The sequence below is a fragment of the Neomesorhizobium albiziae genome (genome assembly GCF_900114255.1).
GTDB classification, from domain to species: domain Bacteria; phylum Pseudomonadota; class Alphaproteobacteria; order Rhizobiales; family Rhizobiaceae; genus Neomesorhizobium; species Neomesorhizobium albiziae.
This window is the reverse complement of sequence record NZ_FOSL01000002.1, coordinates 256,653-277,480: the sequence shown is the minus strand read 5'-3', so window position 1 is coordinate 277,480 and position 20,828 is coordinate 256,653. Positions and strand designations below refer to the sequence as shown.

21 protein-coding genes are annotated in these 20,828 nt (G+C 64.3%); 10 read left to right on the top strand and 11 right to left on the bottom strand.

Annotated features, from left to right (window positions below; all coding sequences use genetic code 11):
* Window positions 1-218: 218 nt before the first annotated feature.
* Complete coding sequence (locus F3H98_RS04905; RefSeq protein ID WP_149758905.1) at window positions 219-1,208, top strand: threonine ammonia-lyase; 990 nt, start codon at window positions 219-221, stop codon at window positions 1,206-1,208.
* Window positions 1,209-1,295: 87 nt separating this feature from the next.
* On the opposite strand, the gene F3H98_RS04900 is transcribed toward F3H98_RS04905, so the two are convergent.
* The 6 genes from F3H98_RS04900 to F3H98_RS04875 all read right to left on the bottom strand — a co-directional run bounded on the left by F3H98_RS04900 (window position 1,296) and on the right by F3H98_RS04875 (window position 6,518).
* Window positions 1,296-1,688, bottom strand: coding sequence for a hypothetical protein (locus F3H98_RS04900; RefSeq protein ID WP_149758903.1), 393 nt, complete (start codon window positions 1,686-1,688; stop codon window positions 1,296-1,298).
* A gap of 155 nt (window positions 1,689-1,843) precedes the next feature.
* Window positions 1,844-2,710, bottom strand: a complete 867-nt coding sequence (locus tag F3H98_RS04895) for a DUF2066 domain-containing protein (protein ID WP_149758901.1) — start codon at window positions 2,708-2,710, stop codon at window positions 1,844-1,846.
* A 2-nt stretch (window positions 2,711-2,712) separates the two neighbouring features.
* Window positions 2,713-3,849, bottom strand: coding sequence for an ABC transporter permease (locus F3H98_RS04890; protein ID WP_149758899.1), 1,137 nt, complete (start codon window positions 3,847-3,849; stop codon window positions 2,713-2,715).
* Complete coding sequence (locus F3H98_RS04885; RefSeq protein ID WP_149758897.1) at window positions 3,846-4,763, bottom strand: ABC transporter ATP-binding protein; 918 nt, start codon at window positions 4,761-4,763, stop codon at window positions 3,846-3,848. Before F3H98_RS04885 ends, F3H98_RS04890 begins: the two co-directional genes overlap by 4 nt.
* A gap of 100 nt (window positions 4,764-4,863) precedes the next feature.
* The gene (locus tag F3H98_RS04880; protein WP_149758895.1) at window positions 4,864-5,823 is read right to left on the bottom strand and encodes an HlyD family secretion protein; all 960 of its coding nucleotides are present in this window, start codon (window positions 5,821-5,823) and stop codon (window positions 4,864-4,866) included.
* Window positions 5,820-6,518: a CerR family C-terminal domain-containing protein gene (locus F3H98_RS04875; RefSeq protein WP_149758892.1), complete on the bottom strand. Its 699-nt coding sequence runs from the start codon at window positions 6,516-6,518 to the stop codon at window positions 5,820-5,822. The genes F3H98_RS04880 and F3H98_RS04875 overlap by 4 nt, the downstream gene beginning before the upstream one ends.
* Before the next feature lie 80 nt (window positions 6,519-6,598).
* On the opposite strand from F3H98_RS04875, the gene F3H98_RS04870 reads away from it, so the two are divergent.
* The 5 genes from F3H98_RS04870 to F3H98_RS04850 all read left to right on the top strand — a co-directional run bounded on the left by F3H98_RS04870 (window position 6,599) and on the right by F3H98_RS04850 (window position 11,552).
* Window positions 6,599-7,072: a CYTH domain-containing protein gene (locus F3H98_RS04870; protein WP_149758890.1), complete on the top strand. Its 474-nt coding sequence runs from the start codon at window positions 6,599-6,601 to the stop codon at window positions 7,070-7,072.
* The gene (locus F3H98_RS04865; RefSeq protein WP_149758888.1) at window positions 7,069-8,016 is read left to right on the top strand and encodes a CHAD domain-containing protein; all 948 of its coding nucleotides are present in this window, start codon (window positions 7,069-7,071) and stop codon (window positions 8,014-8,016) included. Before F3H98_RS04870 ends, F3H98_RS04865 begins: the two co-directional genes overlap by 4 nt.
* Window positions 8,003-8,866 (top strand): C40 family peptidase, encoded by an 864-nt coding sequence (locus F3H98_RS04860; protein ID WP_149758886.1) that lies wholly within the window; start codon window positions 8,003-8,005, stop codon window positions 8,864-8,866. The genes F3H98_RS04865 and F3H98_RS04860 overlap by 14 nt, the downstream gene beginning before the upstream one ends.
* A 353-nt stretch (window positions 8,867-9,219) precedes the next feature.
* A complete protein-coding gene (locus F3H98_RS04855; RefSeq protein WP_149759297.1) occupies window positions 9,220-10,341 on the top strand; it encodes a multicopper oxidase domain-containing protein in 1,122 nt (373 codons plus the stop codon).
* A gap of 5 nt (window positions 10,342-10,346) precedes the next feature.
* Window positions 10,347-11,552, top strand: coding sequence for a ZIP family metal transporter (locus tag F3H98_RS04850; RefSeq protein ID WP_210249663.1), 1,206 nt, complete (start codon window positions 10,347-10,349; stop codon window positions 11,550-11,552).
* Here F3H98_RS04850 and sigJ read toward each other — a convergent pair.
* The 5 genes from sigJ to F3H98_RS04825 all read right to left on the bottom strand — a co-directional run bounded on the left by sigJ (window position 11,518) and on the right by F3H98_RS04825 (window position 15,786).
* Window positions 11,518-12,441 (bottom strand): RNA polymerase sigma factor SigJ, encoded by a 924-nt coding sequence (sigJ, locus tag F3H98_RS04845; RefSeq protein WP_149758884.1) that lies wholly within the window; start codon window positions 12,439-12,441, stop codon window positions 11,518-11,520. The two genes, F3H98_RS04850 and sigJ, sit on opposite strands and share 35 nt — an antisense overlap.
* A gap of 172 nt (window positions 12,442-12,613) precedes the next feature.
* On the bottom strand, window positions 12,614-13,312 hold the full coding sequence (locus tag F3H98_RS04840; RefSeq protein WP_149758882.1) for a phosphatase PAP2 family protein: 699 nt from the start codon (window positions 13,310-13,312) through the stop codon (window positions 12,614-12,616).
* A 295-nt stretch (window positions 13,313-13,607) separates the two neighbouring features.
* Window positions 13,608-13,946, bottom strand: a complete 339-nt coding sequence (locus tag F3H98_RS04835; RefSeq protein ID WP_149758880.1) for a hypothetical protein — start codon at window positions 13,944-13,946, stop codon at window positions 13,608-13,610.
* A gap of 198 nt (window positions 13,947-14,144) precedes the next feature.
* Window positions 14,145-14,666 (bottom strand): arsenate reductase ArsC, encoded by a 522-nt coding sequence (locus F3H98_RS04830; RefSeq protein WP_149758878.1) that lies wholly within the window; start codon window positions 14,664-14,666, stop codon window positions 14,145-14,147.
* A gap of 172 nt (window positions 14,667-14,838) precedes the next feature.
* A complete protein-coding gene (locus F3H98_RS04825) occupies window positions 14,839-15,786 on the bottom strand; it encodes a ring-cleaving dioxygenase (RefSeq protein ID WP_149758876.1) in 948 nt (315 codons plus the stop codon).
* Window positions 15,787-16,001: 215 nt separating this feature from the next.
* On the opposite strand from F3H98_RS04825, the gene F3H98_RS04820 reads away from it, so the two are divergent.
* From F3H98_RS04820 to F3H98_RS04805, 4 genes are all read left to right on the top strand, one after another.
* Entirely contained in the window at window positions 16,002-17,366 is a 1,365-nt protein-coding gene (locus tag F3H98_RS04820; RefSeq protein ID WP_149758874.1) for a cytochrome ubiquinol oxidase subunit I, read from the top strand.
* A gap of 206 nt (window positions 17,367-17,572) precedes the next feature.
* On the top strand, window positions 17,573-18,577 hold the full coding sequence (locus F3H98_RS04815; protein WP_149758872.1) for a cytochrome d ubiquinol oxidase subunit II: 1,005 nt from the start codon (window positions 17,573-17,575) through the stop codon (window positions 18,575-18,577).
* Between the two features lie 165 nt (window positions 18,578-18,742).
* Window positions 18,743-19,228, top strand: a complete 486-nt coding sequence (locus F3H98_RS04810; RefSeq protein WP_149758870.1) for a GNAT family N-acetyltransferase — start codon at window positions 18,743-18,745, stop codon at window positions 19,226-19,228.
* Between the two features lie 224 nt (window positions 19,229-19,452).
* The gene (locus tag F3H98_RS04805) at window positions 19,453-20,787 is read left to right on the top strand and encodes an Nramp family divalent metal transporter (RefSeq protein WP_425294811.1); all 1,335 of its coding nucleotides are present in this window, start codon (window positions 19,453-19,455) and stop codon (window positions 20,785-20,787) included.
* Window positions 20,788-20,828: the final 41 nt, after the last annotated feature.

Below are 20,828 nucleotides of genomic sequence, written 5' to 3'. Positions count from 1 at the left end.
CGGGCGTCAATGCGGCAGATCAAGAGAGGCCATCATTGTTCCCCGGACAAAATAGCGCTTGCCACCTTCCGGCCGGCGCGCCTACCAAAGCAGAAAGCATGTCGCGCAAAAGTCGCCCAGCGGTTTTGCGACAGCCACATGCGTACAATCGATCACGTGAAGCGCGGCAAGCGAATCCTGGGATTCCCCGCGCTCTAGGGAAAAACACGAGGCCCGCCATGCCAGACATCAGCCAGTCGCTTCCCGGAATTGAGGATGTGCGCGCCGCCGCCGCACGACTTTCCGGCCTGATCGTCGACACGAAACTGGTCGAGTCCGCCGCCCTCAATGAGAAGTTTGGCGGCCGCATCCTGTTCAAGCCGGAAATCCTGCAGCGCACCGGTTCCTTCAAGTTCCGCGGCGCCTACAACAAGATCTCGTCCCTTTCCGCCGAGGAGCGCAGCCGCGGCGTCGTCGCCTTCTCCTCGGGCAACCACGCGCAGGGGGTTGCCGCTTCGGCAAGGATTTTCGGCGTCGCGTCCGTCATCGCGATGCCGACCGACGCGCCGGCGATCAAGGTCGACAACGTCCGGCGCATGGGCGCCGAGGTCGTGCTCTACGACCGCTTCGGCGAGGATCGCATGACGGTGGTGAAGCCCTACCGCGATCGCGGCATGGTTCTGGTTCCCCCCTTCGACGATCCGGCCATCATCGCCGGCCAGGGCACCATTGGCCTGGAACTCGTCGCCGAGGCAAGGAGCCTTGGCGTGCATCTCGATGCGGTCATCATCCCATGCGGCGGCGGCGGTCTTTCCAGCGGCATTTCGCTGGCGGTGAAAGCAGGCTCGCCCGACACCGAAGTCTGGGTGGCGGAGCCGGAACATTTCGACGACACGCGTCGCTCGCTGGCCAGCGGTGCGCGGGTCTCGAACGAGGCTGGCCACCGCTCCATCTGCGATGCCATTCTGACGCCGGAACCGGGCGCGCTCACCTTCGAGATCAACCGCAAGACTTTGGCCGGCGGCATCGCCGTATCGGACAAGGCGACGGCCGCCGCGATGCGCGACGCCGCGACCTATCTGAAGCTTGTGGTTGAACCGGGCGGCGCCGTTGCGTTCGCGGCACTGAGCTCCGGCGAGATCGACCTTGCCGGCAAATGCGTCGCCGTCGTGCTCTCCGGCGGCAATACCGATCTCGGCACCTATGCCGAGATCATCGCTTCGCACTGAGCTTTCGGCCAGGTGATTTTTCACCTGGCGTCGCACAAATCGGCTAGATCGCTGACGACCTAGGTCGTCAGCGACGGGCGATCAGTGTCAGCCGTAGACCGGGCAGCCGCGCTCGCGACCGAAGACGACCGCGACCCTGTCGCCGCCGCGGGCCCTGCCGCCGACCTCGATCGTGCGGCGTCCGGCCGAAAGGATGCGCGCCCGGCGGATCCCCATGCGTTCGGCCTTGTCGAGCGCCCTGTCCTCGGTGCAGCCGCGCTGGCGGCGTTCGTAGCGGCCCATGCTGCGGTATTCCTCGCCCCGGTATTCGCCACGGCAATCGTCGTCATAGTCGTCGCAATACTCCCGGGTCCTGACGCGCGGGCCGTCCGGCCCGATGCGGAGCTCGAGTTCCTGTGCAATCACGGGAGCGGTGAGCAGCGGCATGCTGGTTGCGCCGACCGCCAGGGCCAGCGCCGAGTTGATAAGGAAATTGCGCATTTGAGCGTCCTCCGTGTCAGCCTGCACACCAACGAACGGCGCGCTTCCCGGTTGCACATGCTTGCCGATTGGGGCCAAAATAGGCACGGCTCGAAAAGTTTGTGGCAGTCTTCGCGATGGCGGTGGAAGCCGCGAAATGGCTGTCTTGAGCCGTTTCAGGCTGGCTGGCCGTTGCCTGAGAGCACTTGTGCGGCGCCTCGCATGCCGTTCCGAAAGGCCTCGTCGAAGCCGACGCCGCGCACCTGCCACAGATAATCCCGGCCTTCGGTTTTGATTCGCCAGTCGGCGATCCAGCCTTTCGCCTCGTCGCTCCAGGCAAGCGTTCCCGAAAGTTCGGCCACCTCGCCGTCATTGCCGGCGGCGACCGATCCTGTGGCTGCTTTGGGGTCGGACTTGCCGGCATTCGCCTGCAGCGGCAATTCCATGGGCATGCCGACCCGCGCCGCCGCGGCAGCGAGCGAAAACCGCATGTCGGCGTCGCTCGCACCACCGCTGTCGCTGGACAGCATGAACGGCGCTCCCTTTCGCGGCGTCACCTTGAGCACCACGACGACGCGCGGTCGCTGCGAAAGCCACGGCTCGCGGCCGAGATGCTCCAGTGCGGCATCGATCTTGATCGGATCGAAGTCGACGGTCAGGTCGTGCGGACGGTCGTAGGAGCCTTGCTCGTCGTGGATGGGAACGCCGCTCAGCCGGTCGCGATAGGTGAAGGCTGCGACCATCGAGCCGGCTTTGCCGGCGATCGCGGTTACCCTCGGGTCGCCGATCAGGCGGGGGTCGCCCGACACCTTCACCAGAACATCCTCGAGGCATTGCGCGAAGCCTGTCGCGCGGTTTGCTTCGCCACGTCCGCTCACCACCACTTGCGCGCGGTAGAGATCGTCGATGCGGGCGGCCCTGGCCGCGCCTGCGCCGAGCGCCATCAGCGCCATGATCCAGACGACGAAGCAGAAGGATTTTGTTCGCAGCACGCACATAACCTTTCGCATCGGCGCCGCGGGCGAAGCCGCGGTGCGTGCCACGCTCAATCCAGCGTCCGTCTGAACCGCACCAGCGCGACGCCGGCAAACAACACCACGAACAACACCAGCCAGGCGACCTCGCTGGCGATCGCCGGCAATTCGGCTCCCTTCAGCATCACCGCGCGGACAATGCGCAGGAAATGTGTCAGCGGCAGGATTTCGCCGAAGATTTGCGCCCATTGCGGCATGCCGCGATAGGGAAACATGAAACCCGACAAGAGGATCGACGGCAGGAAGAAGAAGAAGGTGAGCTGCAGCGCCTGCATCTGCGTGCGCGCGACGGTCGAGATCGTGTAGCCGAGCAGCACCAGCGCCAGCACGAAGATCAGGATCGTCGACAAAAGCAGCGACAGCGACCCGGTGAAGGGAATGGCGAAGAGCGCTTTCGCCGCGATCAGCACCACCGCCACCTGCACCGCGCCCACCACCAGGTAGGGCAGCACCTTGCCCATCATGATCTCCAGCGGGCTGGCCGGCATCGCCAGAAGGTTTTCCATCGTGCCGCGCTCGGTTTCGCGGGTCAGCGCGATCGATGTCATCATCACCATGGTCATCTGCAGGATGACGCCGAGCAGTCCGGGCACGATGTTGTATTGCGAAATGCCTTCCGGGTTGTAGCGGCGGTGCACCACCATCTGCAGCTGGCTGCCTGCGTCCTGCTCCGCCGCCTGCTGCATGCCCCGTTCGCGCAGCAGCGCCTGGCTGGCCACTGTGCCGAGCGTCGATACCGCGCCGCTCGAGGCGGAGGGGTCGGTGGCGTCGGCCTCGATCAGGATCTGCGGGTTGTCGCCACGCTCGACCCGCCGTGCGAAGTCGGATGGAATGGTCACCACGAAGGCCACAGTGCCGTTGGCCATCAGCTGCTCGGCCTCTTCGGCGCTCGCCGGCACATGGTCGAAGCGGTAGTAGTCGGTCATCTGCAACGCCGAGACGATGGCGCGCGTATAGTGGTCGTTGCTGGTGGCGACGAGCGCGGCGGGCAGGCTCTTCGGGTCGTTGTTGATGGCGTAGCCGAACAAAAGCAGCTGCATCAGCGGCACGCCAAGCATCATGGCGAAAGTGATGCGGTCGCGCCGCATCTGGATGAATTCCTTCATCAAGAGCGCGCCGAGCCGGGCGAACGAAAAGACCGTGTTCATCCCATATTGTCCTTCGAGCCCGCCATGAACTGGATGAAGACGTCCTCCAGGCTGGTTTCACCCGGCCGGACGGTGACGTCCTTGCGCTTCTTCAGGTCCGCCAGCGAGGCGGTCAGCGCTTGCCTGTCCGAACCGACGACATGCAGCGTCGCGCCGAACGGCGCCACCTGGGTCACGCCGGGCCTGCCTTCCAGCTCGTCCGCCACCTCGTTGAGGTTCGGGCCGCTCACCACGAAGGTCGTCAGCCCGGCATTGCTGATCACCTCGTCGACGGTGCCGGTCGCCAGCATCTTGCCGTAGGAAATGTAGCTGATGCGATGGCAGCGCTCGGCCTCGTCCATGTAGTGGGTGGAAACCAGCACGGTCAGCCCGCCACGCGCCAGCCGGTGGATCTCGTCCCAGAATTCGCGCCGCGCCTTGGGGTCGACGCCGGCCGTCGGTTCGTCGAGAAGCAGGAGCTTCGGCTTGTGCATGATGCAGGCTGCGAGCGCCAGGCGCTGCTTCCAGCCGCCCGACAGCGTTCCCGCAAGCTGGTCCTTGCGTGTCGTCAGGCCGAGATCTTCAAGCGTCCTCGCCACATGCTCGCCGACCGGCTTCAGCCCGTAGAGCCGCGCCACGAATTCGAGGTTCTCGGCAATCGTCAGGTCCTCGTAGAACGAGAACTTCTGCGTCATGTAGCCGACTTCGCGCTTTATCTTCAGGCCTTCGGTCCGGAGGTCGTAGCCGAGCACCTCCCCTTCGCCCTCTTCCGGCGTCAGCAGCCCGCACATGATGCGGATCGTCGTCGTCTTGCCCGAGCCGTTCGGGCCGAGGAAGCCGACGATCTCGCCCTCGGCGACCGTCATCGTCACATGATCGACGACGGTCTTGTCGTCGAAGCGCTTGACCAGGTTCTTGACTTCGATGGCGTTCATGACGCTTCGCCTTCGGCTTGCGGGGCAGTAGGCAGTAGGCAATAGCCGGTGGGAACCAGAACGCTCGACATGCCATCCACTCGTTTGTTGATCCTACTGCCTACTGCCTACTGCCCGGATCCTTCAGATCCACATCCACGATCTGCCCCGGTTGCAGCGGTGTCGCGTCGCCTTCCGGCCGCGCTTCGACGAGGTAGACGAGCTTCTGCCGGGTCTCCAGCGAGTAGATCACCGGCGGCGTGAACTCGGGATCGGGCGAGACGTAGCTCACCCGCGCCGTCAGCCCCGGCTTGCAGCCGTCGCAGCGCACGTCGAGCAACGCGCCGACCTTCACCGACGAGAAACGCGCTTCCGGCACATAGACCTTCAGCTTCACGGCGCCGTCGGGCAGCATCGAGATCACCGGCGCCGACGGTCCGGCGATATCGCCGGGGTCGCGGATTACGTCGTCGATGCGGCCCGCCGAAGGCGCTGACAGCACCCGCTTGGAAAGCAGCCATTCGGCTTTCTGGAGCACGGCTTTCGCCTGCTCCACCTGCTTCTCCGCCGCCTTGATGGTTTCAGGCCGCGCCGGCAGCTTTGCCACCGCCAGGTTGGCCTCGGCCTGGCCGACCGCGGCGTCAGCCTGCTCGGAGGCGGTCGCCGCCTTGTCGTATTCAGCCTGCGTCGAGGTTCCTCTGATCAACAGGTCGCTCAGCCGGCTTTGCACCCGTTCGGCTTCCGCCTTTTGAGCCATCGCCGATTTCTGCGCCGCCTCCAGCACCGCGATTTCTTCGGGCCGCTTGCCGATCTTCAGGTCGGCCAGTTGCGCCTCGGCTTGCGCCACCGCCGACACTGCCTGTGCAACAGCGATCCTTGCATCGTTGGCTTCCAACGACACCACCGGCTTGCCGGGTTCGACCCGGTCGCCGCGCCGCACCGAAACGGTCTCGACCTGCGCGACCTCGATCGGCGCCAGAAGCACGAATTCACCTTCGACATAGCCGACGGCGAGCGGCGCGCCAGGCCCGCAGGCGGACAGCAGCGAGGCGGCGAACGGAATTGAGCAGAAGATACTCATGACGGCTGGCCCTTTCGACCCTCGAGGATGGCAAGGAGGTTGGATCTGGCGACATCGATGATTGCGTCTGCCTGCCGCGGGCCGATCTCGGTCCAGCCCATGCGGCGCCGCACCGCCTCGCGGCCGATGCGGAAGTAAACGACCTGCCCGATCAGCGTGAACACGGTCAGCTTGGTGCGGTCACTTTCGGCCGGCTCGCCGGTCGCCTGTTCCCACAGCAGGCAGAGGCGCTTGTGGATGGGCTCGAAGACGCCGTTGTAGATGCGGTCGAGCGCCGCGGTCGGTTGGGAGAGCTCCCGCAGTACGAACTGCACCACCTCGCCGGCTTCCGGCGATGCCACGATGAAGGTGATCATGCGCTCCACTCCGGCGGTGAGCTGCGCGCGCGCCGCGTCCGGGCCGGGGCGGGTTGCCATTGTCGCGTCGAGATTGCCGATCGCCTGGCCGGCGATGGCCTGGATGGTCTCTACGATATGGTCGGCAGCGGCGAGCCTCAGCCCGTCCTTGCCGCCGAAATGATAGGCGATGCTGCCGATATTGGCATTGGCGAGCGCGGCGATGTCGCGCGTCGAGGTGCCGTCGAACCCGTTGGAGCCGAACAGTTTCAGCGCGGCGCGAACCAATGCGGTGCGCGTCTGATCCGCGGAAGAAGGCGGCGTTTGCGGAGCGGGCGTCGATTTCGATGTCTTGGTCATAAGAAGAAATTTAATCAATCGAATGATTAAAGTCAAGAGTGTCTTGCCCTGCCGCTTCGCCTGCGCTTTATTCACGCTCGATGGCCAAGGAAGTGGAACGCAAGTTTCTGGTGAACGGAGATGGCTGGCGCAGCCTCTCCGGGGCAGCGATTTCGATCCGGCAGTTCTATCTGGCCGCGGCCGTCGACCGCTCTGTCAGGGTGCGCGTCTCGGATGGTTCATCCGCCATGCTGACGCTGAAATTCGGCAGCCGGGGCCGCGAGCGCGACGAGTTCGAATATCCGATCCCGCTCGACGAGGCGGAGGAACTGGCGGGATTCGCCGTCGGCTATGTCGTCGAGAAGGTCCGTCACCATGTCAGGCATCGCGGCTATCTCTACGAGGTCGACGTGTTTTCGGGTGCGCTGGCCGGCCTCGTCATCGCCGAACTGGAAACGCCCGACGACGTGCCGGACGGGTCTTTGCCGGGCTGGCTCGGCCGTGAGGTGACGGGTGAGGGCGCCTACTACAACGCTTCTCTTGCCCGCCACGGCATGCCGGCTGTCGCCGCATGACCTACCGCATCGACCCCAAGCTGTCGCTTACCGGGGAAATCCGGCGCATCGCCGGCGTCCGCATCGGTAAGGCGGTGGAAAGCCTCGAAGCGTCGCGCACCGAGCCGGAAAAGGGGCTGCACAACGCGCGCAAGCGGTTCAAGGAATTGCGCGCTCTGTTCGCCCTGATCCGCTCCGGCGACCGTGGCTTCTGCCGCAAGGAGAACAGGCGCTACCGCGACATCGCCCGCACCATTGCCGGTCCCCGCGAGGCCACAGCCCTGATCGAGACGCTCGACCGGCTGGCCAAGGAGTTTCCCGAATCCTGCGCCGGCGGCGAGCTCGACAACGTGCGTGACGCGCTCGTTGCCCGCCGCGAGCGCATCGCGCACGATCGCGCCGATCTCGGTCCCGTCATCGATGCGGCGATCGCCAGCTGCGGCGAAGGCCGCATGGCGCTTCACGGCGTCGTTCTGCCCGACGATCCGCAGCTTGCCGCCGATGTGCTCGCCGAGGGCTCGGGCAGGACGTTGCGCCATGCCGCCCGCAGCCTCGCAGCCGCGGCGAAGCGCGGCAAGCCCGAGGATTTCCACAATCTGCGCAAGGCGGTGAAGGCGCACCGGATGCATCTGTCGCTGCTGCGCGGGGTATGGCCGCGCCCGCAGAAATCGCGCCGCAAGGCTGTGGAGGCGCTTGGCGACCAGTTGGGTGATCTGAATGACATTTTTGTCATGCGCTGGCTGATCGACGCCGAGGGCAGGGAACTCGGCGCCAGGAAACAGCTCGCCCTTCTGCGCCGCTTGTTGAAGCGCAGTGAAAAACGCCTCCGCAAGACCTGCCTCAAGGACGCGCGGCGCCTGTTCGGCGAAAAGCGCAAGCCCACGCTCAGGAAGATCGCCGACCGCTATCAATCCAGCGCCGGCAACGCGCCGCCGCAGGCTGATACGGCCGATGTCCCAGCCTGACGACACCCCGCTCGACCGGTTCGGCCGCTGGCTCGCAGGGCAGCTTAAAAGCGAGTCGTCGGGCTACGAACCCTACACGCCCTCCGATCCCGTCACGCTTCGCCGTTCGCTCGAACCGGGCGACATCCTGTTGATCGAGGGCAACCAGCGGGTTTCGGCCGTCATCAAATATCTCACCCAGTCGACATGGTCGCACGCTGCCCTTTATGTCGGCGATGCCTTGCCCGGTCCCGAGGATGGCGGCGAGCCCCGCCGCCTCATCGAAGTCAATCTCGGCGAGGGCTGCATTGCCGTGCCGCTCTCCAAGTACCGCACCTACAACACCCGCATTTGCAGGCCGCGCGGCTTGACGCCGGAAGACCGCGCCGAGGTCGTCAACTTCATGGTCGACCGGCTCGGGCTGAAATACGACATGAAGAACATCTTCGACATGCTGCGCTACTTCCTCCCGGCGCCGCCGATCCCCGTCCGCTGGCGCCGGCGCCTGATTGCCTTCGGCTCCGGCGATCCGACGCGCTCGATCTGCTCGACGCTGATTGCCGAAGCCTATGAAGGCATCCGCTACCCGATCCTCCCGGAAATCACCCGTGCGCCCGGACGCGCTTCGGCGCAATCCGCCTATTCGCGGGAGGAAATACTGCATATCCGCCATCACTCGCTCTACACGCCGCGCGACTTCGACCTCTCGCCCTATTTCGAGATCGTCAAGCCGACGCTGCAATACGGCTTCGACTACAAGACGCTGGTTTGGAGCAGCAGCGAGGAGCAGGCGCAATTGCCGGCTGCCGACGCCGAAGCCGACGCCGAAGCGCAACCCGCCATAGGTGCAGGGTCCTCGGCGTCCCGCTGAAGCCCCGAAGCCTTCCGCCGCACGGCAGGATTTCATTCAAGCACTTGGCGACCGCTCGCAGCCGACACGCCGGCGGCGTCTAATGCATGTCGCCCGAAAGTGTCTTCGGTTTCGGGAGAAACGACATGCATAAACAAGAAGCTACAGCGTGGCAGTCGAATCCCAAACCGATAGAGCGGAATGCCCGGTTCAACTTGAATGCATTCCGCTGTGGCGTTGCGTTCCTGGCGGCCCCGCGGCGTCGATGATCGAGAGCGCGATTGCGCCAAAAATCAATTTGCAAAGCGCTGTCTGTTGATCGATAATGCAAATCATTCGCATTTGCATCAAGAGTATCCGCTATGGCTGACGGCATGACTTGGTTACGGGAAGGGATCAGCAGGCGAGGATTGCTCTCGGGTGGGCTCGCTGCTGCAGGTGGAACCACCATTTGCGCCACGACTGTCGCGCTCGGGCAACCGACCCATGACGGGCACGGCAATGCTCCGGTTGCCGGTTCCGCGCCCGCTCCAGATCATAGCGGCGCCCACGGAGCCATGATGACCGTCGGCGACGTGGATGCTGCCCGGAACGGCTTCGATCCGTCCGCGCTGGTGACCGAATGGGAAACCGGAACGGTCTCGCTGTTGCCGGACGGGCGCACGCTGCGCACCTTCGAGGTGACGGCCGAGGACAAGGAGATCGAGATCGCCCCGGGCATCATGTTCCCGGCATGGACCTACAACGGACGCGTGCCCGGGCCGGCGTTGAGGGCGACGGAAGGCGACCGTCTCAGGATCGTTTTCAAGAACCTGGGCTCGCATCCCCACTCCATGCACTTCCACGGCATCCACGCCGCGCGGATGGACGGCGTTCCCGGCGCCGGCCTGATCGATCCCGGCGAGGAGTTCGTCTACGAATTCGAAGCCCGGCCCTTCGGCTGCCATCTCTACCACTGCCATGCGCTGCCACTGAAGCGGCACATCCACAAGGGCATGTACGGCGCATTCGTGATCGACCCCGATCCAGCCAGGCATCCCGACCAGGCCGATGTCGCCCGCTCCCGCCTTCTTGGCACGCCAGAGAATGCCGGCTGGCAGGAATTCGTGATGGTGATGAACGCCTTCGACACCAATTTCGACAATGAGAACGAGATCTACGCCGTCAACACGGTCGCGCATGCCTACATGAAACGCCCGATCCGGATCGTCCGCGACAAGCCTGTCCGCATCTATCTGGTCAACGTCGTCGAGTTCGATCCGATCAACTCCTTCCACCTGCATGCAAATTTCTTCGACTATTACGAGCAGGGGACGACGCTGACCCCGACCCTGAGGACGGTCGACCTGATCACCCAGGTGCAGGCGCAACGCGGCATTCTCGAATTCACCTACAGGGACCACGAGACAGGCCTCTACATGTTTCATCCGCATCAGTCGGAATTCACCGAGCTTGGCTGGGTGGGAATGTTCGATGTCGTGGAGGCGGTGGCATGAACGACATGTTGGGCTCGACCGCAGCCGCCAGCGATCCTGTGGCGGACGCGACAGAAAAATCGCGACGAAGCCTTTTGTGGCTGGTTCTTCCGCTGGTGGCTCTGGCGTTGGCGATCCTCTGGCTGCTGACGACCGACCCCTTGCGCAGCTTCAGAAACGGAGCCCCGCCGGTCGAGAACCTGACCTTCGAACGGACGATCCTCTCGTCCGCCGGTATAAGCGTTCTGGTTCGCGCCGGCGGTTCCGAACCGATGACCGTCGCCCAGGTGCAGGTCGATGATGCATACTGGCAGTTCACACAGGACCCGCCGGGACCGATCGCCCGCGGCGCAACCGCGTGGATAAGGTTGCCGTTTCCCTGGGTGCTTGGCGAAGCGCATGCGATCAACATCGTCACCAACACCGGGGCGACATTCGGGCATGAAATCGCGGTCGCGGTGCCGACGCCGGCCCGGGATTCGCTCAGCCTCTTCCACCAGGGCGTGCTCGGCGCTTTCGTCGGGCTTGTTCCAGTCGCAATCGGGTTGATGTTCTATCCGGCGCTCCGCGGCGTCGGCCAGGGCGGAATGAATTTCCTCCTGGCGCTGACGGTCGGCTTGCTTGCCTTCCTGTTCGTCGACGCGCTGGAGGATGCGCTTGAACTCGCCGGCGAAGCGGCCGCACTCTTCCAGGGCCATGTCATGGTCGTGCTGGCGGCCACGGCCAGCTTCCTTCTTCTGATGGCGGTGGGCCGCCGTCATGGCGCCCCCGCCGGCCTGGCGCTGGCAACGTTCATCGCGCTCGGCATCGGGCTGCACAATCTGGGCGAGGGGCTGGCCATCGGGGCTGCATTTGCCTCGGGTGCTGCCGGGTTGGGCACTTTCCTCGTGATCGGCTTCACCTTGCACAACATCACCGAAGGCATCGGCATTGCGGCTCCGATCCTGAAAAAGCGGCCGCCGCTCGCAGCGTTCGTAGGCCTCGCTCTTCTGGCAGGCGGCCCGGCCGTCATCGGCCTGTGGATCGGCAGCCTTGCGTTTGCTCCGCAATGGTCCGCCCTGGCGCTGGCGATCGGCGCCGGCGCGATCCTTCAGGTCATCGTCGAAGTGAGTTTCTTCCTGATGCGGTCTTCGGGAACCGGATTGCGGGCGCTCGTCGCACCCGGCGCCATGGCCGGGCTGGCGGCTGGCGTCGGTTTCATGTTCCTGACGGCGATGCTGGTGAAAATCTGAGGTCTACGCCGCCCAACTTGTCGGGGTTGCGCACGATGTAGATGCCGTTGATGGCGTCGTTCTCGTCGACCGAGAAGCCCATGATCTGCTCCACCCGCCCGGCGATCACGACCATCAGCCCAGGGTCGCCATTGACCCTGACCGGTTCGAAGGTCGTGCTCTCGGGGGCCTTGTTCTTTTGCGCGATGCCGACCAGGAAACGCGCCACCCGTTCGAAACCTTCGAGCACGTTCATCGCCGCCGACACCTTGCCGCCACCGTCCGAAACCAGCTCGACATCCCTGGCCAGTATCCGCTTCAGGGGCTCGATGCTGCCGGTGCGCGCCGCCTCGGCAAAGCTTGCGACATAGCGGCCGACATCGCTTTCCCTGGGGTGGAAGCGCGGGTTTCCCTGCTGCAGCATTTTTCGCGCCCGCGACGCCATTTGCCGGCAGGCCGCCGGCGAGCGCTGCAAGGTTTCGGCGATCTCCTCGAACGGCACGTCGTAGAGGTCATGCAGGAAGAGCGCGGCGCGTTCCAGCGGCGATAAGAGTTCCAGCGCCCGCATGACGCCGAAGGAGATGTCGAGCGCGGCATCGCCGGCTTCCGGGTCGACGGTGCCGGCCTGGGCCACGATCGGCTCGGGCAGCCACGGCCCGACATAGGTCTCGCGCCGCCGCGAGGCCGATTTCAGCCGGTCGAGGCAAAGGTTGGTGACGATGCGCGACAGGTAGCGGCCGGCATCCTCCGGCGCCTCGGCCTCGGCGAAGCGCAGCCATGCGTCCTGCACCGCGTCCTCCGCTTCGCTGGCAGAGCCGAGGTAGCGGTAGGCGAGCCGGATCAGTCTCTTGCGTTCGCCGAGATAGGCGGCAAGCTGCTCGTCTTTCCCGTGGTCGAGCCGTTCAGCCATTTGTCGCGCTCCTTGCGTGGTTGCGGGCGCCCGCATGCCACAGCGCGTGAAGCGGGAACAGGCCGGGGATCACGATGCGCATGGAGACGTCTCCTTTGCCCGGCGGACGATATAGCCGGGCGAAGTGTGACATGCCTTTTCGACATTTTTCGCCCTTTCGCGGGCAGAGGCGTCAATCGGCCTGTTCCGATGCCCGCGGCAGCACCCGCCGCGAGATCAGCCAGCACAGCATCGCCCAGGCCGCACCGGCGCACCAGCCGGCCAGAACGTCGGATGGCCAATGCACGCCCAGGTAGATTCGGCTGATGCCGACCAGCAGCGTGGCGATTGCGGCGACGACGATCACGTAGGCCTTCAACACTCTCTTGGGCAGTGCCCGCGCCAAAAGTGAGCCCAGCGTTAGGTATGTCACCGCCGCAAGCATCGCGTGGCCGCTTGGAAAGCTCAACGTGTAAACTTCAGCCAGACGCGACACCAACTCGGGCCGTGGCCGGTCGACGCCGAGTTTCAGAAGGCTGGACAGCAGCTGTCCGCCGGCCACGGAAGCGAAGATGAACAGCGCCATCTTCGCCTTGTCGGCAAGCAGCAGATAGACGATCACCGAAAGCAGGATAAGCACCAGCACGCTGGTCGAGCCGAGCGCGGTCAGGTCGCGCATCGCTTCCTCCACCCACACCGGCCCGATCGGGTCGCTGGTGTTGCCCAGAGTGCGGAAGGCCAGCAATATCTCGGTGTCGAAGGAACGCGGGGTGGCGTCGCGTGCCACTTCCAGCAGTTCGACGAACCCCCACAATCCGCCGGCGATCACCAGCCAGGCAAAAAGCACGTTGAATTCGATGCGCCGCCAGATCGGCAGGTTGTTGGTTGTCATGCGGTCATCCCAGGCCATGTCGAGATGCCTCGACCAGGAGCATTTTGCAGCCAGGTGGTAACACCTGGCGTTGCACAAATGCGGCTAAACAAACTGCATTTTGCAGCCAGGTGGTAACACCTGGCGTTGCACAAATGCGGCTAAACAAACTGCATTTTGCAGCCAGGTGGTAACACCTGGCGTTGCACAAATGCGGCTAAACAAACTGCATTTTGCAGCCATGTGAATCACCCGCATGGCACAAATGCGGCTAACAAACCGATAGAGCGCGATAACCGGTTCAAGCTGACGCGCGCTATCGCGCTGTGAAATAGGGTCCCATCGTGATCAGCGCAACTGCAACCACGGCGAGCGTCAGCCCTGCGCCCTGCATCATCGTCACCCGTTCGCCGAAGACCGAGAACGCGATCACATTCACCGCCAGCAATTGGATGACGCCGGAAAGGCTGAGCGCCACGCCCATGCCGAAGTCGCGGATCAGCCGCAGCATGATCAGGTTGCCGAGCGAATAAAGCGCCAGCACCAGCGCCAGCCGCCAGAAGGTCGGATTGAGTGTCCAGGATTTCGCCGCACTTGCCGCGGCCAGAAACACCACGGTCGAAATGCCGAGATACACCGCGCCTGCTGCGTTCACGTCTTTACTCCCCGCACCGCCACCAGAGCATTTGCAGCCAAATGGAATCATTTGGCGTCCGCATAAAATGCGGCAAAACAACAGTAAGAGCGGGTTTCCGGTTCTGAAAGAACCGGAACCGCTCTACGCGGGCCGCTGCCGGCGAGTTCTCGGGGAAAGCCGCTCGGGCGTCAAGATGCTGTCAGCTGGGCCAGCGCATCAGCCTTTGGCACGGGCCGAGGCACCTTCCTGGCGTCCGATCTCGGTGAGATGCTGGTTCATCGCCAGGCGGTCGATGCTTTCGAGCGGCAGCGCCGTGAATGCCGAAATCCGGTTCTTCAGGAAACGGAAGGCCTCGACGAAGGCGGCCTCCTTCTCGATCTCCGTTCCTTTCACCGCTTTCGGATCCTCGATGCCCCAATGCGCCGTCGCGGGATGCCCCGGCCATACCGGGCAGGCTTCTCCCGCCGCCGTGTCGCAGACCGTGAAGACGAAATCCATCTGCGGTGCGCCGGGTTCGGCGAACGCATCCCATGTCTTCGAATGGAAGTCGCCGGTCGGGTAACCGTAGCTCTCCAGCACCTTCAGCGCGATCGGGCTGACATCGCCGCTCGGCTGGCTGCCGGCCGAAAAGGCGTTGAATCGCCCGACGCCATCGTGTCTCAGGATTGCTTCCGCCATGATCGAGCGCGCCGAATTGCCGGTGCACAGGAACAGCACATTGAAGACGGGATCGCTCATGACAGCCTCTCCTCTGGCATGTGACGCGGATGGAACCGGCGACCGGCGCCGACAACTCCAACACTAGTGATCTTTGTGACAGCCGAATGACAGCGGCGGGCAACTCGACCGACCCGCGTGCCCTACGCTGGCCTTTCCCGCGCCATCAGATGATGGCGCGGGTTTGCGCCGGTCAGGCGAGCGGCTTCAGGCCGGCCTCGATCTGTGCCCGGCGAGGTTCCAGGAAAGGCGGCAGCGCCAGTCTTTCGCCGAGGCTTTCCAGCGGCTCGTCGGCGGTGAAGCCGGGGCCGTCCGTGGCGATCTCGAATAGGATGCCGTTGGGCTCGCGGAAGTAGAGCGAACGGAAATAGTAACGTTCGACCTCGCCGCTCGACGGCACCCGGAACTTCGCCAGCCGTTGCGTCCATTCGTGCATCTGCTCGATGTCGGGCGTGCGGAACGCCACATGGTGCACGCCGCCCGCACCTTGCCGCGTCACCGGCAGGCCGGGCTGGACGGTGACATGCAGTTCCGCGGCCGGGCCGCCGTCGCCCATCTCGAACACATGCAGGTGGCCGTCGGGTGCTGCGTGGTCGCGCACCTTGCGCATGTTCATCACCTGCGTCAGCACCGTTTCCGTGGGCGCCAGCTCAGGCACGCTGAGGGTGATCGGGCCGAGGCCACGGATCTGGTGCTCGGTCGGCACCGGGCTCTTCGCCCAATTGTGCGCGACGCCCTTGCCGCCGTCGTCGACCAGCCGGAAGCGCTGGCCTTCGCCATCCTCGAAGTCGAGCGAGCGATAGCCGGCCACCTCGGCGATCTCGCCGGTGGTCGCCTTCGCCGCCTTGAGGTGGTCTTGCCACCAGGCCAGCGTCTTTTCGCCCGAAACCCTCAGGCCGGTGCGGGCGATGCTGTGGGTTCCCCGCCGTTCCCGCGCCGTCGGCCAGTCAAAGAAGGTGAGGTCGCTGCCCGGCGTCGCCTCGCCGTCGGCGTAGAACAGGTGATAGGCGCTGGTGTCGTCTTGGTTGACGGTTTTCTTGACCAGCCGCAGTCCCAGCGTCCCCGTATAGAACGCCACGTTCGCCGGCGCTTCGGCGGTTATCGCGGTGAGATGGTGAATACCCGTGAGTTGTAGCGTCATGGTCGGCTCCTGCCTGTGAGTGCTGTTGGGCCGTATATCGTTATGGGCCGGCGGCGGACGAAGGGCTGGAATGGCGACTGTATGTTCAACGAGCGGCGACGGCGAGGCAAAATTCCGGCTCTCCTGCGACACTGCGTCCCCGTGGCGCTCCGTCGCTTTGACCTGCCCAAAAGCCGGGCGTATCTTCCCGGTCGAAGAAGCTGGAGCTGCCGATCATGGATCCGCTTATGCTGTCGCGCATACAATTCGCGGCAAACATCTCGTTCCACATCCTGTTTCCTACAATCACCATTTCGCTCGGCTGGGTCCTGCTCTTCTTCAAATGGCGCTACAACCGCACCGGCGACGCCGCCTGGATGCGCGCCTACTTCACCTGGGTGAAGGTCTTTGCCCTCTCGTTCGCGCTCGGCGTCGTCACCGGCATCACGATGAGCTTTCAGTTCGGCACCAACTGGCCGGGATACATGGGAACCGTTGGCAACATCGCCGGCCCGCTGCTCGCCTACGAGGTGCTGACGGCTTTCTTCCTAGAGGCGGTGTTCCTCGGCATCATGCTGTTCGGTTTCAGCCGCGTTTCCAACAGGGTGCACACGCTGGCCACCTTCCTCGTCGCCTTCGGCACCACGCTGTCGGCGTTCTGGATACTGGCGCTGAATTCCTGGATGCAGACGCCGACCGGTTTCGAGATGCGCGACGGCGTGGCCCATGCCGTTGACTGGTGGGCGATCGTCTTCAACCCGTCCTTCCCGTTGCGCCTCATCCACATGCTTCTGGCTTCCAGCCTCACCGTCGCCTTCCTCATCGCCGGCTTCTCCGCGCTTCGCTTCCTCGCCGGCGACCGTTCGGATTCCATGTGGAAGGTGTTGCGCACCGGCGTCTTCCTTGGCGCCGCTCTCATTCCGGTGCAGATATTCGTCGGCGACCAGCATGGGCTCAACACGCTCGAGTACCAGCCGCAGAAGGTCGCCGCGATGGAGGCCAACTGGGAGACCAGGTCCAACGTGCCGCTGGTGCTGTTCGCCATCCCCGACGAGACGGCGCGTGAAAACCGCTTCGAGCTGACCATTCCCAATGGCGCCAGCCTCATCTTGCGCCACAGCGCCGCCGGCGTCGTGCCGGGCCTCAACGATTACATCGGCAACCATCCGCCGGTCTTCGCGGTGTTCTGGAGTTTCCGCGTCATGGTCGGCACCGGCCTGTTGATGCTCGCGGTGTCGTGGACGGCCACCTTCTTCCTGTGGCGTCGCGGCACCCTGCCCAGGCCGCTCGCCTATCTCATGGTGCCGATGGCGCTGTCCGGCTGGGTCGCGGTGCTGGCCGGTTGGTACACCACCGAGATCGGCCGCCAGCCCTGGCTGGTCACCGGCATCCTGAAGACCGCCGACGCTGTCGGCCCAATCCCCGGCAGCCATGTCGCGCTGACGCTTGCCATCTACCTCGTCATCTACGCCGTGCTTCTGGCTGCCTATCTCAGCGTGCTGGTCTACCTGGCGCTGAAGGCGGCGAAGGATGGCGACACCTCGCCGCTGCCGGCCGTGCTCGACACGCCGCTGTCGCAACCGGCGCAGGCAGGGGAGTGAATGATGCGCGCGCCCGAACTCTCCTTCACCCGGGCCCGCGCACTGCGGGGTGACCTGAGCTTGCCGGAAGTCCGCGACCTTGGATCCTCCCCTGCGGAGCGGGGGAGGGGGATCATGTGCAGCATGGTGGAGGGGGCATATGCCCTTCCCACAGGCGACGGAAGGGGTGCTGCCGAATCGACCTCTAATGGCGGTGGAGACAAATCATGACCCTGGATTGGCCGACACTTCTCCCGCTCATCTTCGCCTCCCTGATGGGCGTGGCGATCCTCGTCTACGTCGTGCTCGATGGTTTCGACCTCGGCATCGGCATTCTGTTCGCGGCCGCCGACGACCATGAGAAGGATGTCATGATCGCCGCCATCGGACCGTTCTGGGATGCCAACGAGACCTGGCTGGTGCTTGCCGTCGGCCTCCTGCTGGTGGCTTTTCCCGCCGCCCACGGCGTCATCCTCACGGCGCTCTACTTGCCGGTCTTCGTTCTGCTCGTCGGCCTGATCCTGCGCGGCGTCGCCTTCGATTTTCGCGCCAAGGTTCCAGCCGGTCGCAAGGCGCGCTGGAACCGCGCCTTCCTTTTCGGCTCCCTGATCGCCGCGCTGGCCCAGGGCTACATGCTGGGTGTCTACGTGCTCGGCCTGGAAACCGGCTTCGGCGCGGTGGCGTTCGGCGTGCTGGTGGCGTTCTGCCTCGCCGCGTCCTATGCCGCGATGGGTGCGGCATGGCTGATCTACAAGACCGAGGGCGCCTTGCAGCAGAAGGCGGTCGGCTGGCTGCGCACCGCTCTCGTCTTCACCGTGCTCGGCATGGGTGCGGTGTCGCTCGCCACGCCGCTCGCCTCGCCGCGCATCTTCGACCGCTGGTTCGTCTTCCCCGAAATGCTCTACCTCGCCCCGCTGCCCATTCTGTCGGGGCTGCTTTTCCTGTGGCTGTGGCGGTTGACGTTCCGGCTGTCGGAAACCGGCGACGCGCACAGCCTGAAGCCGTTCCTGGCGCTCGCCGCCGTCTTCACACTCGGCTTCGCCGGCCTCGCCTGGTCGTTCTATCCCTTTGTCGTGCCGGAAAAGCTGACCATCTGGCAGGCTGCGGCGGCGCCCGAAAGCCTCGCCATCATCCTTGCCGGCACCGTCTTCGTGCTGCCGGTCATCATCGGCGCCACCATCTATTCCTACCACGTCTTCGGCGGCAAGGCGGCCGATCTGCGCTATGATTGAAGGTCCGGGCAAACATCGCGGACCAGTCTCATCATCCCTATGAACGGGCTGAACGGTCTGATATTGAATGAAGCCGCCCACAGGGCGAACCCAGCCATTCCACTCGCCAGGTTACGTCAGGAAGCTATTCGGCAATGAAACCCTGTCGCAACTATGGAGTGCAAAATGGATGTAACGATTCGCGCTATGCGTGCCGAGGATGCGGCTGGTATTTTTGAAATTTATAATCAGCCCGCTTTTCGCGCAGGCACTCTCGCTCTTCCCTATGAGACATTCGAAGCTGTTAAGAAGTGGCTCGAGCCACGGGCCCCGCGGGATTTGCATATCGCTGCGGAATTGGACAAGCGTATTGTCGGCGCGGCTGCGTTGCGTCCCTTCTATGGGCGGCGCGCCCATGCGGCTGAGTTCTGGATCAGTGTCCACGAAGACTTTGCCGGAAGGGGCATTGGTTCCCGGCTTCTTGCCGCGATGATCGACACCGCTGACAATTGGCTGAATATCAAGCGAATTGAGATGACCGTGTTTACCGACAATGTCGGCGCGATAGCTCTGTATAAGAAATTCGGATTTGAAATCGAGGGAACCCATAAAGCTGCCTCGTTTAGGGACGGCGCGTTCGTGGATGCCCATTGCATGGCTCGCTTGCGATGATTGCGGCTTGGCCAACCCGATGAGGTATATACGGGGGTGAACCGTCACCCCCGCATATAACGTCCGGACCCGCACAACACTTCACCCGCCGGCCGGCGGCCGCCCGCCGCCCGCGGCCTTTTGCCGCCTCCGTCCCACAGTGTTCTCCGCCCCTTGTCTTTCGGCATCGCTTCGCGTATTTGCAAATGCTTTGCAACTGCGATTCAAGCGGAAAGAACGACAAAGTGGAACAGCTTGCCGACAAATTTGGTTGGAACCGGGCGCGCGGCGAGGCGTCGCTTTCCGACGTGCATCGCTCGATCGCAGTCCGGCGATCCGGTTCGACCTGGCGTCGTGCCGCAGCCTTCGTCGGGCCCGGTTATCTCGTCGCCGTCGGCTACATGGATCCGGGCAACTGGGCGACGTCGCTGGCCGGCGGTTCCAAGTTCGGCTACACGCTGCTCGTCGTCGCGCTCGTCTCCAACATCATGGCGATCGTGTTGCAGTCGCTCTGCGCCCGTCTCGCCATCGCGTCGGGCCGCGATCTCGCCCAGGCCTGCCGCGATGCATTTCCCAAGCCGGTCGCCTTTGCGTTGTGGATGCTGGCCGAGATCGCCATCATCGCCACCGACATCGCCGAGGTCATCGGCACGGCGATCGGCCTCAACCTGATTTTCGGCATCCCGCTCGAACTCGGCGTCATCATCACCGCGCTCGACGTCTTCCTCATCCTCTACCTGCAGAAGCTGGGCTTCCGCTGGATCGAGGCGCTGATCATCACGCTGCTTGGCGTCATCGCGGTGTGTTTTGCCGTACAGATCGCGCTTGCCGATCCCGATTGGGGCGCCGTCATCCTCGGCTTCGCGCCCACCACGGAAATCGTCACCAATCCCGAAATGCTCTATCTGGCGCTCGGCATTCTCGGCGCCACCGTGATGCCGCACAATCTCTACCTGCACTCCGGTATCGTGCAGACCCGCGCCTACGGCCACACGCTGCCGGAGAAGCGCGAGGCGCTGAAATTCGCCACCATCGATTCCACCGTGGCGCTGATGTTTGCGCTGCTCATCAACGCGTCGATCCTCATCCTCGCCGCCGCCACCTTCAACGTCACCGGCCAGACCGAAGTGGCCGAACTCGGCGAGGCGCATTCGCTGCTGGCGCCGCTGCTCGGCCTGGCGATCGCGCCCACCCTGTTCGGCATCGCGCTGCTCTGCTGCGGCATCAACTCCACCGTTACGGCCACGCTGGCCGGCCAGATCGTCATGGAAGGCTTCCTGGAGATACGCCTGCCGCCCTGGATGCGCCGCCTCATCACCCGCGCCATCGCCATCGTGCCGGCGGCCATCGTCACCATCTGGTACGGCGAGAGCGGCACGGCGCAGCTACTCATCCTCACCCAGGTGGTGCTGTCGCTGCAGCTGTCCTTCGCGGTGTTCCCGCTGGTCATGTTCACCGCCGACAAGGCCAAGATGGGCGCGCTCGTCGCTCCGCGCTGGCTCGTCGTCTTCGCCTCGGTTATCGCGGTGGTGATCGCCGGCCTCAACGTCAAGCTGCTGTTCGACTTCGTGACGGGATAATCGCCAGGGCATTTCGTTTTAGACAGAATCGCCCCTCATCC